The organism is Providencia sp. wls1922 (assembly GCF_009706505.1).
GTDB classification, from domain to species: domain Bacteria; phylum Pseudomonadota; class Gammaproteobacteria; order Enterobacterales; family Enterobacteriaceae; genus Providencia; species Providencia lanzhouensis.
Genome location: NZ_WLUG01000040.1, coordinates 1 through 15751, shown reverse-complemented (window position 1 = coordinate 15751; position 15751 = coordinate 1). Strand labels below are relative to the sequence as shown.

12 protein-coding genes are annotated in these 15751 nt (G+C 44.2%); 7 read left to right on the top strand and 5 right to left on the bottom strand.

The genetic code is table 11. The features are described 5' to 3' along the window. Positions 1-122: 122 nt before the first annotated feature. From gmk to recG, 5 genes are read left to right on the top strand one after another with little or no spacing between them, the layout of a single operon-like run. Positions 123-746, top strand: coding sequence for a guanylate kinase (gmk, locus tag GKR71_RS02795; RefSeq protein ID WP_036948585.1), 624 nt, complete (start codon positions 123-125; stop codon positions 744-746). A 56-nt stretch (positions 747-802) separates the two neighbouring features. Beyond that, on the top strand, positions 803-1078 hold the full coding sequence (gene rpoZ / locus GKR71_RS02790) for a DNA-directed RNA polymerase subunit omega (protein WP_006659598.1): 276 nt from the start codon (positions 803-805) through the stop codon (positions 1076-1078). A gap of 19 nt (positions 1079-1097) precedes the next feature. Continuing rightward, positions 1098-3227, top strand: a complete 2130-nt coding sequence (gene spoT, locus GKR71_RS02785; protein ID WP_154599873.1) for a bifunctional GTP diphosphokinase/guanosine-3',5'-bis pyrophosphate 3'-pyrophosphohydrolase — start codon at positions 1098-1100, stop codon at positions 3225-3227. A 30-nt stretch (positions 3228-3257) separates the two neighbouring features. Further along, positions 3258-3971, top strand: coding sequence for a tRNA (guanosine(18)-2'-O)-methyltransferase TrmH (gene trmH, locus GKR71_RS02780; protein WP_154609483.1), 714 nt, complete (start codon positions 3258-3260; stop codon positions 3969-3971). 9 nt (positions 3972-3980) lie between these two features. Beyond that, positions 3981-6062, top strand: coding sequence for an ATP-dependent DNA helicase RecG (gene recG, locus GKR71_RS02775; RefSeq protein ID WP_036948574.1), 2082 nt, complete (start codon positions 3981-3983; stop codon positions 6060-6062). A gap of 117 nt (positions 6063-6179) precedes the next feature. Here recG and gltS read toward each other — a convergent pair whose 3' ends face one another. After that, a complete protein-coding gene (gene gltS, locus GKR71_RS02770; RefSeq protein WP_036948572.1) occupies positions 6180-7394 on the bottom strand; it encodes a sodium/glutamate symporter in 1215 nt (404 codons plus the stop codon). A gap of 233 nt (positions 7395-7627) precedes the next feature. Between gltS and GKR71_RS02765 the strand changes: the two genes are divergently transcribed. Both GKR71_RS02765 and GKR71_RS02760 read left to right on the top strand, forming a co-directional pair. Further along, the gene (locus GKR71_RS02765) at positions 7628-9016 is read left to right on the top strand and encodes a uracil-xanthine permease family protein (RefSeq protein WP_036948569.1); all 1389 of its coding nucleotides are present in this window, start codon (positions 7628-7630) and stop codon (positions 9014-9016) included. A 125-nt stretch (positions 9017-9141) separates the two neighbouring features. Beyond that, positions 9142-10935: an AsmA family protein gene (locus tag GKR71_RS02760; RefSeq protein WP_230085012.1), complete on the top strand. Its 1794-nt coding sequence runs from the start codon at positions 9142-9144 to the stop codon at positions 10933-10935. Positions 10936-11031: 96 nt separating this feature from the next. On the opposite strand, the gene fabY is transcribed toward GKR71_RS02760, so the two are convergent. From fabY to typA, 4 genes are all read right to left on the bottom strand, one after another. Beyond that, on the bottom strand, positions 11032-11955 hold the full coding sequence (fabY, locus tag GKR71_RS02755) for a fatty acid biosynthesis protein FabY (RefSeq protein WP_036948563.1): 924 nt from the start codon (positions 11953-11955) through the stop codon (positions 11032-11034). A gap of 28 nt (positions 11956-11983) precedes the next feature. Further along, positions 11984-12421, bottom strand: coding sequence for a D-aminoacyl-tRNA deacylase (gene dtd, locus GKR71_RS02750; protein WP_036948561.1), 438 nt, complete (start codon positions 12419-12421; stop codon positions 11984-11986). A 55-nt stretch (positions 12422-12476) separates the two neighbouring features. Then, the gene (yihX, locus tag GKR71_RS02745; RefSeq protein ID WP_036948558.1) at positions 12477-13091 is read right to left on the bottom strand and encodes a glucose-1-phosphatase; all 615 of its coding nucleotides are present in this window, start codon (positions 13089-13091) and stop codon (positions 12477-12479) included. Positions 13092-13341: 250 nt separating this feature from the next. After that, positions 13342-15165 carry a ribosome-dependent GTPase TypA gene (typA, locus tag GKR71_RS02740; RefSeq protein ID WP_036948555.1) on the bottom strand — a complete coding sequence of 608 codons (1824 nt, stop codon included), beginning with the start codon at positions 15163-15165 and terminating at the stop codon, positions 13342-13344. Positions 15166-15751 lie beyond the last annotated feature (586 nt).

The window sequence follows — 15751 nt, the reverse complement described above, 5'->3', positions numbered from 1 at the left end:
AACTTTTTTACTCTTATTTCATGGTTAATTGATATCGCTGCATGTTGTCTTAAGTACGTGTATACTATGTAGGGTTTATCACTATCTTTTATGTCTAACCCACAAATATTCAAGAAATCATCATGATACAAGGCACGTTATATATTCTCTCTGCTCCTAGTGGCGCAGGTAAGTCCAGTCTTATCCAAGCATTACTGAAGACACAACCGTTGTATGACACTCAAGTTTCTGTTTCTCATACAACTCGAGCTGCACGCCCAGGCGAAATTCATGGCGAGCATTACTTCTTTGTTTCTGAAGCTGAATTTCTTCAGATGGTTGAGAACAATGACTTTTTAGAGCATGCCTGTGTTTTCGGTAACTACTACGGCACCTCAAAACCCATTATTGAGGAAGTCTTAAATAGTGGCGTGGATGTGTTTCTCGATATTGACTGGCAAGGTGCTCAGCAAATTCGCGCAAAAATGCCAGAGGCACGTAGTATTTTTATTCTACCGCCATCAAAAGATGAGCTATATCGCCGTCTGCGTGGTCGTGGTCAAGATAGTGATGAAGTCATTGAAAAGCGCATGTCACAAGCAGTTGGCGAAATTGAGCATTACAATGAATACGATTACGTCATTGTAAACGACGATTTCAACACCGCACTGAGCGATTTACAATCTATCATGCGTGCTGAGCGCTTGAGATTAGGTCGCCAAGTCCAGCGACATGATGCTTTAATCAGCAAATTACTAGCAGACTGAGAATAGTTTCAGTATCATATCAGGTCATTTTTTTATTTCTTTGGAGTAGCACACTTATGGCACGCGTAACTGTTCAAGACGCAGTAGAAAAAATTGGTAACCGTTTTGACCTCGTACTGGTCGCAGCACGTAGAGCTCGTCAGTTACAAACTGGTGGTAAAGATCCTTTAGTTCCAGAAGAAAACGATAAGCACACTGTTATCGCGCTACGTGAAGTAGAAGAAGGTTTAATTAACGGTCACATTTTGGATGTGCGTGAACGCCAAGAACAGCAAGAGCAAGAAGCCGCTGAAATGCAGGCAGTTTCTGCGATCGCTGAAGGTCGTCGCTAATTACTAAGGTGGGTCTGCCTTGTATCTGTTTGAAAGCCTAAATCTAATAATTCAGCAATATCTCCCAAAAGAGCAAGTTGAATTACTGAAAAAAGCCTATGTTGTCGCACGGGATGCTCATGAAGGGCAGACCCGTTCCAGTGGTGAGCCTTATATTACTCACCCTGTTGCTGTTGCTTGTATTCTGGCTGAAATGCGTTTGGATCATGAAACACTGATGGCTGCGCTACTTCATGATGTGATTGAAGATACTCCAGCGACATTTCAAGACATAGAGCAGCTGTTTGGAACTACCGTCGCCGGCTTAGTCGAAGGGGTTTCCAAACTGGATAAGCTGAATTTCCGCGACAAGAAAGAAGCTCAAGCAGAAAACTTCCGTAAAATGATCATGGCAATGGTGAAAGATATCCGTGTCATTTTGATCAAACTGGCAGACCGTACTCACAATATGCGCACGCTTGGGTCATTACGACCCGATAAGCGTCGCCGCATAGCGCGTGAAACACTGGAAATTTACAGTCCTCTCGCGCATCGCTTAGGTATCCACCATATTAAAACCGAACTCGAAGAGTTAGGTTTCGAAGCGCTGTATCCAAACCGTTATCGTGTTATCAAGGAAGTGGTGAAATCCGCTCGTGGTAACCGTAAAGAAATGATCCAAAAAATCCTTTCTGAAATTGACGGTCGATTAACGGAAGCAGGTGTACCCTGTACAGTCAGTGGTCGCGAAAAACATCTGTATTCTATCTATCGGAAAATGCATCAAAAAGAGCAGCGATTCCATTCCATTATGGATATCTATGCTTTTAGGGTCATCGTTGAAGACGTTGATACCTGCTACCGTGTTTTAGGGCAAATGCACAGTCTTTATAAACCTCGTCCGGGGCGAATCAAAGACTATATTGCTATTCCTAAAGCTAACGGATACCAATCCCTCCACACCTCATTAATTGGACCTCATGGGGTACCTGTCGAAGTACAAATTCGTACTGAAGATATGGACCAAATGGCCGAAATGGGTGTTGCTGCTCACTGGGCATATAAAGAACAAGGCGAATTGGGAACCACTGCGCAGGTGAAAGCCCAGCGTTGGATGCAAAGCTTGCTCGAACTCCAACAGAGTGCGGGAAGCTCATTTGAATTTATTGAAAGCGTAAAATCAGACCTCTTTCCTGATGAAATTTACGTTTTCACCCCCGAAGGTCGTATTGTCGAATTACCGACAGGCGCAACACCGGTGGACTTCGCGTATGCCGTGCATACTGACATTGGGCATGCTTGTGTGGGTGCACGAGTTGATCGCCAACCTTACCCACTCTCCCAGTCACTTTCTAGCGGTCAAACGGTAGAAATTATTACGGCTCCAGGCGCTCGACCAAATGCGGCATGGTTGAACTTTGTGGTGAGTTCAAAAGCACGTGCAAAAATCCGTCAGTTACTGAAGAATTTAAAACGCGAAGACTCCGTTAATTTAGGTCGTCGCTTACTCAATCATGCACTAGGTACAGGCACCAAAATCACAGATATACCTCGTGAAAGTATTGATGCCGAATTAGCTCGCATGAAGCTCCACTCTATTGACGATTTACTTGCCGAAATTGGTTTAGGTAATGCCATGAGTGTTGTAGTAGCTCGTAACTTGCAAAGTAACCCTCAGAGTGCTCAGTCAAGTGCCGTTGAAGAACCAGTGATTACGGAAAACCGTAATAAGCTGTCCATCAAAGGGGCTGATGGAGTCTTAATTACTTTTGCTAAATGCTGCCGTCCTATCCCGGGCGACCCAATTATTGCGCATATTAGCCCAGGTAAAGGATTGGTTATTCACCATGAATCTTGCCGTAATATCCGTGGTTATCAGAAAGAACCGGATAAATTTATGGCTGTTGAGTGGGATACCGAGACAGACACGGATTTTATCGCTGAAATTAAAGTTGATATGATAAACCATCAAGGTGCCCTTGCTAACTTGACCGCCGCTATCAATGATGCGAACTCAAGTATTCAAAGCATGAACACTGAAGAGAAAGATGGTCGTGTTTACTGCGCCTTTATTCGCTTGTCGATTAAAAACCGTATTCAATTGGCTAACGTGATGCGTAAAATTCGTATCATGCCAGATGTTCTACGCGTCAGCCGTAACCGTAATTAGTCGATATCATTAAAAATACGAACTCTCACTATGAATGAACGCCGCTATCGCCGCATTTGCCAAATGATGGCGATGCGGCAGCCCGACCTAACACTTTGTCTTGAAGAAATTCATAAGCCTCATAATGTTTCTGCAATTGTGCGCAGTGCTGATGCAATCGGGATCCATAAAATTCATGCCATTTGGCCAGACCAACAGGTTAAACTCTCCGTCTCCTCTGCAGCGGGAAGTAATAGTTGGGTAAAAGTCATCTCGCACCAATCCACCGAAAGCGCCATTACTCAGATAAAATCCCAAGGTATGCAGATTTTAGTCACGAATCTGTCAGATACGGCTGTCGATTTTCGAGAAATTGATTATACCCGCCCAACCTGTATTATGGTGGGACAAGAGAAAACGGGTATCTCGGATAAGGCATTAGCCCTTGCAGATCAACATATTATCATCCCAATGGTTGGTATGGTGCAGTCACTCAATGTCTCTGTCGCCTCTGCACTTATTTTGTATGAAGCCCAACGTCAGCGCCAACTCGCAGGCATGTATGACCGAGAAAATAGTCTATTATCTGAGCAAGAACAACAAGAGTGGCTATTTGAAGGCGGCTATCCTGTATTGGCTGAAGTGGCTAAACGCAAAGGGCTTCCTCGCCCATTTATCAATCAGCAAGGTCAGATAGAGGCTGATGATGCTTGGTGGGCACAAATGCAGCTTTCTGAAAAAATGAAGAGAAAACAACTCAGTTAAGGAATCGACATGAACCGTGGTCTGCTTAATACCATTTCACTGACTTCACTTCATGGCATTGGTGCCAGCCAGTCAGAAAAAATGAGTAAAATCGGGTTGAACACAGTTCAGGACTTGCTTCTGCATTTTCCACTGCGTTATGAAGATCATACGCGTCTTTATCAGATTAAAGACTTGATACCCGGCACAACGGCCACTATCACTGGTCACGTTCTACAAACCAAAGTCGTTTTTGGACGTAAAAGAATGATGACCTGCCTGATCAGCGATGGTACAGGCAACCTAACGCTGCGTTTTTTCAACTTCTCTGCTGCAATGAAAAACAGTTTAGCCGAAGGTCGCCAAGTGACTGCCTACGGAGAAGTGCGTCGTGGTAATACAGGACCTGAAATTATTCACCCTGAATATAAAGTCTCTCAAGAAACGGATAATATCGCCCTTCAAGAGAACCTAACTCCGGTTTATCCGACAACCGAAGGTGTCCGCCAAGCCACACTGCGTAAAGTGATGGAGCAAGCGCTCACCATGTTAGAAAGTGGCAATATTCAAGAGTTACTGCCCGAAGAGTTCAGCCGTAGCCTAATTAGCCTCCCCGATGCCATCCGACTGTTACACACTCCACCACCGGATGTTTCGTTAGAAGAGTTAGAAAAAGGGCATCACCCAGCCCAAAAGCGTTTGATCCTCGAAGAGTTACTGGCTCACCATTTAAGTATGCTTGCCATTCGGGCTGGCAATGAACGGCTCTATGCTGAACCATTGGTTTCATCTGGAAAGTTTAAAACGCCTTTACTGGCAAATTTGCCGTTCTCACCAACTAACGCGCAAAAACGCGTCGTAGCAGAAATCGAAACTGATTTACGAAAAAATGCCCCAATGATGCGTTTGATCCAAGGTGATGTCGGTTCCGGTAAAACACTTGTGGCTGCATTAGCCGCACTGTGTGCCATTGAAAATGGTAAACAAGTTGCCTTAATGGCACCGACTGAAATTCTTGCAGAGCAGCACGCAAATACCTTTAAGCAATGGTTTGAACCTCTAGGTATCAAAGTAGGCTGGTTAGCAGGTAAACAAAAAGGTAAAGCCCGCCAGCAACAACAAGATGCCATTGCGAGTGGTGAAGTCTCGATGGTAGTCGGTACCCATGCCATCTTCCAAGAGCAAGTGAGCTTTCACTCTTTAGGGTTAGTCATCATTGATGAACAACACCGCTTTGGCGTTCACCAGCGGCTCGCTTTGCGCGAGAAAGGTGAACAGCAAGGATTCCACCCACATCAATTAATCATGACCGCTACGCCAATCCCACGCACGCTGGCAATGACTGCTTACGCCGATCTCGATACCTCAGTGATTGACGAGCTTCCACCAGGAAGAACTCCGGTCACTACTGTGGCGATTCCAGACACCCGACGTAGTGATATTGTCGAGCGCGTTCGCCAAGCCTGTTTAGAGGAAGGACGGCAAGCTTATTGGGTGTGCACATTGATTGATGACTCAGAGGTACTTGAAGCGCAAGCTGCCCAAGTTACCAGCGAAGAACTCGCGTTGGCCCTACCTGAACTCAAAGTTGGACTAGTCCATGGTCGAATGAAACCCGCCGAAAAGCAAAGCATTATGGCGGCATTTAAGAATAACGAAATACAGTTACTTGTTGCTACCACCGTTATCGAAGTCGGGGTGGATGTTCCGAACGCAAGCCTGATGATTATTGATAACCCCGAACGGCTTGGATTAGCACAATTGCACCAACTACGGGGGCGGGTTGGTCGTGGCTCTGTCGCATCTCACTGTGTGCTACTTTATAAAACGCCACTCACTCATACCGCCAAGCAGCGCTTACAAGTTTTACGAGACAGTAATGATGGCTTTGTGATTGCCCAAAAAGACTTAGAAATTCGAGGCCCCGGAGAGCTGCTAGGTACCAGGCAGACAGGGAATGCGGACTTTAAAGTGGCAGACTTGCTACGAGATCAATATATGTTGCCAGAAGTGCAACGGTTGGCACGACATATTCAACAAAACTACCCTGAGCATGCTCAAAAGATTATTGAACGCTGGCTCCCTGAGCGCGAGCAATATAGCCACGCTTAAGCTTTTTCCTTCCTTAAAATGAAAATTGCCGTGAACACATCCATGTCCACGGCAATACCTGCTTTATTTATACATTTAGTTATATATGTTTGTATTTACTTCAATACTTGTTCTGTACTAGCCGCCAATCGTTGGGAAAACTGGCAACCATAAGTAGAACTTAATCACTAACGCATTCACAATATCGATAAAGAATGCCCCTACCATCGGCACGACTAAGAATGCTAGGTGAGATGGACCAAATTTATCGGTTACCGCTTGCATGTTAGCGATAGCGGTTGGTGTTGCCCCTAAACCGAAACCACAATGACCTGCCGCTAAAATGGCAGCATCATAGTTTTTGCCCATCACACGGAAGGTAACAAAAATCGCATATCCTGCCATAACGCAAGCTTGAACGCCGAGAATGACTAACATTGGGATCGCTAAAGACGCCAGTTCCCACAGTTTTAAACTCATTAATGCCATGGCTAAGAATAAGGATAGACTGACGTTACCCATCACAGAAACCGCGCGGTCAAATACTCGATAAAAACCAAGTAAAGATAGGCTGTTACTTAAGATAACACCGACGAACAATACGCAAACAAATTTAGGCAGTGCAAATGCGGTGCCAGATAGTAGCCCTGCAATCCAGCTTCCTGCTAGCAAACAGATAGCGATCAACGCAATAGTTTCAATCAACACCATCGAGTTGATCATGCGGTTGGATTGTGGCTTTTCAAATGCGGTAGGAACATCTTTGTCCTCATCCGCGGTACCAGGTGTTGGGATATTGCGAATTAAGAAACGTGCAACAGGGCCACCAATAAGCCCTCCAAGTACTAAACCAAAGGTTGCACAAGCCATTGCAACTTCAGTTGCACTCTTGAAGCCATAATCTTCAGTAAAGATTTTACCCCAAGCGGCGCCTGTACCATGTCCACCGGATAAAGTGATTGAGCCGGCTAATAGCCCCATAAGAGGGTCTAAACCTAATAATTTCGCAAGTGCGATACCGACTGTGTTTTGAACTAGCAATAAACCGACAACGACAAAAATGAAGATTAACAATGCTTTACCGCCAGCTTTTAAGCTCGCTAAGTTAGCATTCAAACCAATGGTCGCAAAGAATGCGAGCATCATCGGTTCTTGCAGTGATAAGTCGAAGGAGAGGCTCCAATCAAATACTTGCTTAACCACTAACAGGGTAAAAGCGACTAATAATCCCCCTGCAACGGGTTCAGGGATAGTGTATTTTTCAAGAAATGAAACTGACTTTACCAGTTTACGTCCGAGTAATAGCACGAGTGTAGCAGCGACCAGAGTGCCGTAGACATCGAGATGATACATTTATGTACCTCGTCTGTTGTTAATATTATTTAAAACTAATTAGACGTTATTTTTTTCCTTAAAACGCCAAAAGCAGGTGCATGGATTAGAAAAAAAAATCGCGATAAATACAAGTTAAAACATATAAAAATGTGACGCTCTTAGTTTAATATCCACCTTAATTTTTTTGCGCAACCGATTGCTTTTTGTATTATTCTCTTTAAAATGCGCTTTTTGCTAGTGGAATTGGAATAATGAACGCAACGGCATCTGAAGAACAAAATGTTGAAAAAACAGTACAAAACCAAAGCGAACTGATCTATCGCCTTGAAGATAGGCCACCTTTACCTCAGGCGCTGTTTGCTGCTGGACAGCATCTATTAGCGATGTTTGTCGCGGTGATTACCCCCGCTATGCTTATCTGCCAAGCACTTGGGCTACCCGCTCATGACACCCAGAGAATCATCAGCATGTCATTGTTTGCTTCAGGAATCGCCTCTCTGATTCAGATCCGCGCGTGGGGTCCTGTCGGCTCAGGATTACTTTCCATTCAAGGCACCAGTTTCAACTTTGTTGCACCGTTGATTATGGGGGGAGTTGCACTCAAGCAAGGCGGAGCCGATATCCCTTCCATGATGGCGGCATTATTCGGCACATTAATGGTCGCAGCACTGACCGAAGTTATCTTATCGCGTTTCTTACATTTAGCTCGCCGAGTTATCACGCCGCTGGTTTCTGGTGTTGTGGTCATGATCATTGGTTTATCACTGATTCAAGTCGGTTTAACCTCAATTGGTGGGGGTTACAGTGCACTGAGCGATAACACATTCGGTTCCCCTGATAACCTCATTCTTGCAGGCATTGTGTTAGCCGTCATTATCCTGTTAACTCGCCAGAAGAACCCGTACTTACGCGTTGCATCATTAGTGATTGCAATGGCAGTAGGCTACCTTGCTGCTTGGTGGATGAATATGCTGCCAACTACGCAAGCCAGTGATGCCAATCAATCTCTGATTACGATCCCTGAACCTTTTTATTATGGTCTCTCTTTTGACTGGAATTTACTCATTCCACTAATTCTAATTTTTATGGTGACGTCGCTAGAAACCATTGGTGATATCACAGCAACGTCAGATGTCTCCGAGCAGCCAGTACACGGACCTCTCTATATGAAACGTATTAAAGGCGGTGTATTAGCCAATGGACTAAATTCTATGGTGTCAGCGGTGTTTAATACCTTTCCTAACTCCTGCTTTGGTCAGAATAATGGCGTTATCCAATTAACAGGTGTTGCTAGCCGCTATGTGGGTTACTTAGTGGCGTTGATGCTAGTGCTACTGGGTCTGTTCCCAGCAGTGGCAGGTTTTGTGCAACAAATTCCTGAACCTGTTCTAGGTGGTGCTACCATTGTGATGTTCGGCACAATTGCTGCGTCCGGTGTGCGTATCGTTTCTCGCGAGCCACTCAATCGCCGCGCAATTATGATCATTGCATTGTCTCTAGCCGTAGGAATGGGGGTTTCTCAGCAACCGTTAATCCTACAATTTGCGCCTGACTGGCTGAAAACCCTGTTTTCATCCGGTATTGCAGCAGGTGGTTTAACTGCGATTGTACTGAACTTGATTTTCCCTCACGAAAAATAATTCTCTATACCGCCGCAAGAGTTGAACACGCCGGCGGTTCTTCTGTATGCTATCCTTGAGTTGCCGATATATTAAACATATCGGCAATTTATATTTTTATCTGATTAATAAGGGAGCAGACAAACGTGAAAGGGTTACTGAGGTTTTTCGGCTATATTTTTCTGCTTCTTTTGATTGTATTTCTTGCCTGCTATATTGCCTTACAAACTCGATGGGGAGCAGGTTACGCCAGCCAACTTCTGAGCAAATTTACGCCTTATGACATTAACGTCGGCATTATGGGACATCAATTCTCCGATCCGGGTAAATTTATTTTCCAAGACATTAAGATTGAATCAAGCAACAAGCAGCTAGAATTAGATGCTCGGCAAATTGTGGTGGATGTCAATTGGCGGCATATTTTCAGTGGCGAAGCTATTCAACGCTTAACCATCACTCAAGGAGACTTATCTGCAAACTTTACCGAGAACACATCGCCGCTACCGCTTTCTGCAAAAGTCCTACAATTTGAAAATAGCCAGATTCAATTAACTCAAGACAAAAACACCGTTCAAGTCGCAGGATTTACAGGGGGTATAACCCCATGGAAACCAACAACTGAAAATCCATTTGGTTATGGTGATTTTCGCTTTACTACCAATCAATTAACCTTGAATTCTCTCCCTTTTAGAAATGTCGCGGTCACGGGGAAATTACAAGAAAAGGTAACAGATTTTAGCCAAATCAGCGGCTACCTCAATAATGGGGCGATCACGGGTAAAGGAAAATGGTTTGCTGACGGTTCTATCACCATTGATAACCTGTCGATGAATAAAGTGGGCTGGCAGAATGACTTAACCTTTGATGCGCTGTTTGATGCAATAAACAGTGACCGAACATTGCAAATCAACCAATTACAACTAACCAATGTAGATATTCAAGGGCGCGATTGGGCACTGTCGGGTCTGAGCAGCGAAGTCGATCAAATTGCCTTGGTGAGAGGGAGTTGGAGCAGCCCAAAAAGCCATATTAATTTCAATGTCGATCAATTGGTTATCCAAGACCAGCAAATTGATACGCTCATCGGTGAGCTGAACATTGACGGTGATAACTTCAATGTTGATAAGCTCTCCGGCTACTACAATAAAGGTATTTTTAACCTCAGTGCGGTTTGGCAACGTAATGATAAATCACTGACCATCACTGAAGGTACGCTCGCTGGGGTTCTGTATACCTTGCCAGATAATTGGCTGTCGTTCTTTGCTCAACCCACACCAGCGTGGTTATCCACATTCGCCATTGATAATTTTACCGTCACGCAATCTTTGCTGATGAATATTCAACCTGAATTTCCTTTCGAATTTACCGCGTTAAGCGGCAACATTCGCTATGTTGACCTGATCAAACAGAAACAGTGGGGAATCTGGAAGGGGCAAGCTACTTTCAATGCCGATACAGGTACCATCAACCAGGTGATGATCCGTCGTCCACTTTTAGAAATTGCAGGAAGTAATGGGCGTGCCGCCGCAAGCCTCAGTGGCAGCGTTGACCGTGGTATCGCAAAAATTGGTTTACTGGCACAGCAAGAGCCAAATAAAGTACCTTTTGAATTACGTGCATCAGGGACCAACATTGATTTAAGTGATTTAAACCAATGGGGTTGGTCAGGCTTTTCACCACAAATGTGGGGAGATTTCGAGGCTTCATTACAAGGGGATTTACTCGCATCACCTCTAGTATCAAGCCTCAACGGAAAATTAACCGCTAAGCCACTTCAAGGAAGCGCTCAACTGCGTACTGTGGTTGATGGCCATGTGGCGTCTGGCGTCGCCCCCGTAGAGCCATCAGCAGAATCCCAACCCAAGCTAGAATCACACACTGTACCAGCAGAAAATACCTACCCTGTTGATAGGCATGTTCCTGATATGGTTACTCAATAAAGCAGTGAGTTAGTAAGCAATAAAAAAGCAGGCTCATCCCTTCGGATTGCCTGCTTTTTCGATTCTTCACCAAAAACAGTCAGCCACCTAAAAACATTATTCGCTTTTCTCTTTTTTCGTTTCTGGCAGCACCATGTATATGCCGCTAAATACCGCACCCACTTGGTTTTCTGCATTGCTCACATGCACTTCTAGTTTTACCCGCGCTTTACTTCCTCGGGCGAGGCGATCTAAATCCCCACTAAGATGTGAGAGATCGGCCACTGCGGTTGGGCGTCCACTAACGGGTTTTGCGTAGCGAATATTGGCATCTACCAGAACGATTTCTCCGCCTAATTGATGCTCTTGCAGCAGTAGCCAAATCATTCCCCAGCCAGTTAACGTGGCGAGAGAAAACTGGCTTCCAGCAAAAATAGTATTATGAGGATTTTGGTTGCCAGCTTCTGGCATTGTCGTCACAAAGCGCTTTCCTGTGTACTGTTCAATACGTACACCCATTTTTTCACTTAATGGAATATGCTTGTGCCAAGCTTGCTGAAGCTCACCGCACCAATCCGGACGATGGAGAATTTGGTCAAGGGTTTCAATTGGTTTGATCATCAAATAGTGTCGAACAGGGGTTTTCAACTCTCCAGTGACCTCGCCACGACGTTCAAAACCCATTTTGGCGAAGAATGGTACGGCTTCTTCTCGAACACTGGACACGATACGTTTAACACCTTCTCGCCTTGCAATGGTTTCAAGCGCCATAATAATCAGTTTGCCTAACCCCTTGCCTTGCATGACAGGATTAACTGCGAGAAAGCGAATAGCTCCTTCATTATCGGCATTAATATATAGACGCCCAATGGCCAAAATACGATTTTTTTCATCAACCACCATTTGATGGTGAGCGGTTAAATCATAACCGTCTTTTTCAGAGCCAAGGGGTTGTTTGAACGGTTCTCGCAGCATTGACCAGCGAAATTGGTAGTATGCAGCGAATTCAAGTTCATCTTTTGGTGTCCGTAGGTGATACATCTCTCCCCCCCTCCCTTAAGCGATTTTTCTACACTTGCAGCCAAAAAGTCACGGGACCATCATTGGTCAAGCTAACTTGCATGTCCGCCGCAAATTCACCGGTTTCTGTCACGATGCCTTGTGCACGGCTTTGCTCAACAAAATATTGATACAGCTGATCCGCTTTCGCTGGCTCCGCTCCGCCGGAGAAACTTGGGCGCATCCCTTTCTTGGTATCTGCGGCTAACGTGAACTGTGAAACCACTAATAAACTTCCACCAGCTTGTTGAACGTTAAGGTTCATTTTGCCTTGGTCATCGCTAAAAATACGATAGCCAAGGACTTTCTCACAAAGGCGTTTTGCTTTCTGCTCATCATCGTCTTTTTCAACACCGAGCAAAACTAAAAGACCAGGACCAATTTGCCCTACTGTTTTTTCATCAACAACCACACTCGCGTGAGTGACTCTTTGGATTAATGCAATCATGGGTACTCGATAAAAAAAGGAGTAACGTCGCCGTTACTCCTTATTAAGAACTGGATTATTCGACTTCGGCGCTAAAGTCGTAAGTACGAAAATATTCAGGAACGGTGTCTTTATTCAAGACATGAACACCTTTGATACCAAGTGCTTCAGCCGCTTTTACGTTTTCTTCTACATCATCAAAGAACACCGCATCAGCTGCTTCAAATTCTTCAGATTCCAGAACATATTTGAAAATTTCTGGGTCTGGCTTACGCATTCCTAAATCTTGGGATAGATACAGGAAGTCAGAGGACGCTGCAATTTCAGGGTAGTGTTCTGGCCAATAATCAAGATGCAGGCGATTAGTGTTAGATAACACGACAACGCGATGACCTTGCTCACGCAGACGTTCCATAATATCAATGACTTCTGGTCTTAGTGAGATGAAAATTGAGTGCCAGCCTTCTGCAAAATCTTCAAAGCTTAGGGTGATACCCAATTCTTCACAGAGCAGTTCAGCAAATTCGATATCTGAAATTTTGCCACACTCGTGGAGTTGGAAGATATTGCCAAAAGTGAATCGCTTTTTGATTTCTGAACTTGGGGTACCACTTAGTTCAGACCACTTATCAAATACACGATTGAAGTCGATATCAATAATCACATTACCCATATCGAAGATATACAGCATAAATTGTCCTCTTAGTTATTCATTAAATTTACTTTAATCATTATTGAGGCAACTGAACAGTCCTAATTGAGGATTATTAAGGTTATTTTTTCAATTTATCGATTAAGCAAATTGGCTAGAGGAATGACGTTTGTGTCTGGATAAACAAATTTTTTCCTCCGATATAACTAAATTCATTTATCGTTCGATTTTTGTGCATAAAAAAAGGTGCCATATTTGGCACCTTCAATTTTAATTCAAAGACTAACGATTAATCTTCTTTAGAACGGCCAGCACGACGGCGATCGTTCTCTGTCAAGTGACGCTTACGCAGACGAATTGACAGTGGAGTTACTTCAACTAATTCATCATCATCGATAAACTCAAGAGCTTGTTCCAGAGTCATTTTGATAGGTGGTGACAGCGTTGTCGCTTCATCAGTACCTGATGCACGCATGTTAGTCAGTTTTTTACCGGTTAAGCAGTTAACAGTCAGGTCGTTAGAACGTGAGTGAATACCGATGATTTGGCCTTCATACACCTCAGCACCGTGACCTAAGAATAACTTACCGCGATCTTGCAGGCTGTACAGTGCGTATGCAACTGCTTTACCTTGACCGTTAGAGATCAGAACACCGTTTTGACGGCCACCGATTTCGCCTGGGCGAACATCATCGTAATGGCTGAATGTAGAGTACAGTAAACCAGTACCTGAAGTCATAGTCATGAACTCAGTACGGAAGCCAATCAGGCCACGGCTAGGAATGATATAGTCTAAACGTACACGACCTTTACCATCTGGCATCATGTCACGCAGGTCACCTTTACGCTCACCTAACGCTTTCATCACGTCGCCTTGGTTTTGTTCTTCAACATCCAAAGTCACTTGTTCGAATGGCTCTTGTTTACGACCATCGATTTCACGAACGATAACTTTTGGACGAGAAACGGCTAATTCGAAGCCTTCACGACGCATGTTTTCGATCAGAACAGATAAGTGCAGCTCACCACGACCAGAAACGCGGAATGCATCTGGATCTTGAGTTTCTTCAACACGCAGTGCAACGTTGTGAACCAGTTCTTTATTCAGACGATCAAGGATTTGACGTGAAGTAACGAACTTACCTTCTTTACCACAGAATGGTGAGGTGTTAACACAGTAGAACATGCTAACTGTAGGCTCATCAACCGCCAGTGCAGGCAATGCTTCAACGTTACCCACTTGGCAGATAGTGTCAGAAATATTCAGCTCACCTAAACCAGTCAGTGCAACAATGTCGCCAGCTTCAGCTTGTTGTGAATCAATACGCTCTAAACCTAAATGAGTCAGAACTTTACCGATTTTACCGTTGCGAGTCTTACCTTCGCTATCGATAACAGTCACTTGTTGGTTAGGTTTAACAGTACCACGCTTGATGCGACCGATACCGATAACGCCTAAGTAGCTGTTGTAATCTAACTGAGAAACTTGCATCTGGAATGGACCTTCCAGATCAACTGCTGGTGGCTCAACGTGTTCCACGATAGCTTCGTACAGTGGAGTCATGTCTTCAGCCATGTCAGTATGGTCAAGACCAGCGATACCGTTTAATGCAGATGCATAAACGATAGGGAAATCTAATTGCTCATCCGTAGCACCTAAGTTCACGAATAAGTCGAATACTTGGTCAACAACCCAATCAGGACGCGCGCCTGGGCGGTCAACTTTGTTGATAACAACAATTGGACGTAAACCGTGGTCGAACGCTTTTTGCGTTACGAAGCGAGTTTGTGGCATTGGGCCGTCCATCGCATCAACAACCAGCAGAACGCAGTCAACCATGGACATAACACGTTCAACTTCACCACCAAAGTCGGCGTGACCTGGGGTGTCTACGATATTGATGTGATAACCATTCCATTGGATAGCGGTGTTTTTAGCAAGGATTGTAATACCACGCTCTTTCTCCAAGTCATTGGAGTCCATAACACGCTCATCAACAGTTTCACGTTCACCGAAAGTGCCGGACTGTTGCAGTAATTTACCAACCAGTGTTGTCTTGCCATGGTCAACGTGAGCGATGATGGCGATGTTTCTTAAGTTTTGAATTGACAAGGATTTTTACCGTTTAATTGACAGGAAAGGAATATGCTTTATGAGTTGTTGTAATGCCCAAAGCATACTTTCTACGTTAATTTGCTGTTATTTTACACGTTTTTCCACACAAGTGGAATAAATGTGAAAGCCATCACTATTAAAAAAGTTTTTAGCTAAAAAACATTCAGTTGCGTCGTCGTGCAAAGATGCTCAAAAAAATAGCAATTATCAGCACTAGGAAATCACAAAGTGGCAGGATAATACGCTAAAAAGGAAATATTAGCAGCCGAAAAAAAGAATAAAAAATAAACTTTCTTCGTCTATCACTCATTTCAATGTATTTTTTATTGTTTAGATATATCTAATTTGACAATTTAGATATATCGGAATAAAGTGAACCCATCAACGCAGTTTAGATATATCGAAATAATAACAGAGGTTCCTATGAGAATACATCAATGCCGTCATGTTTATGCCTCACATCATGACGAACATCAACGAGGACACGGTGGCTGCTGCCACAATAGCGAGCACCAAGAACATCGCCATGGTCATGACCACGGGGAATGTTGTCACGGCGAGGGTCGTCACGGTCGTGGACACG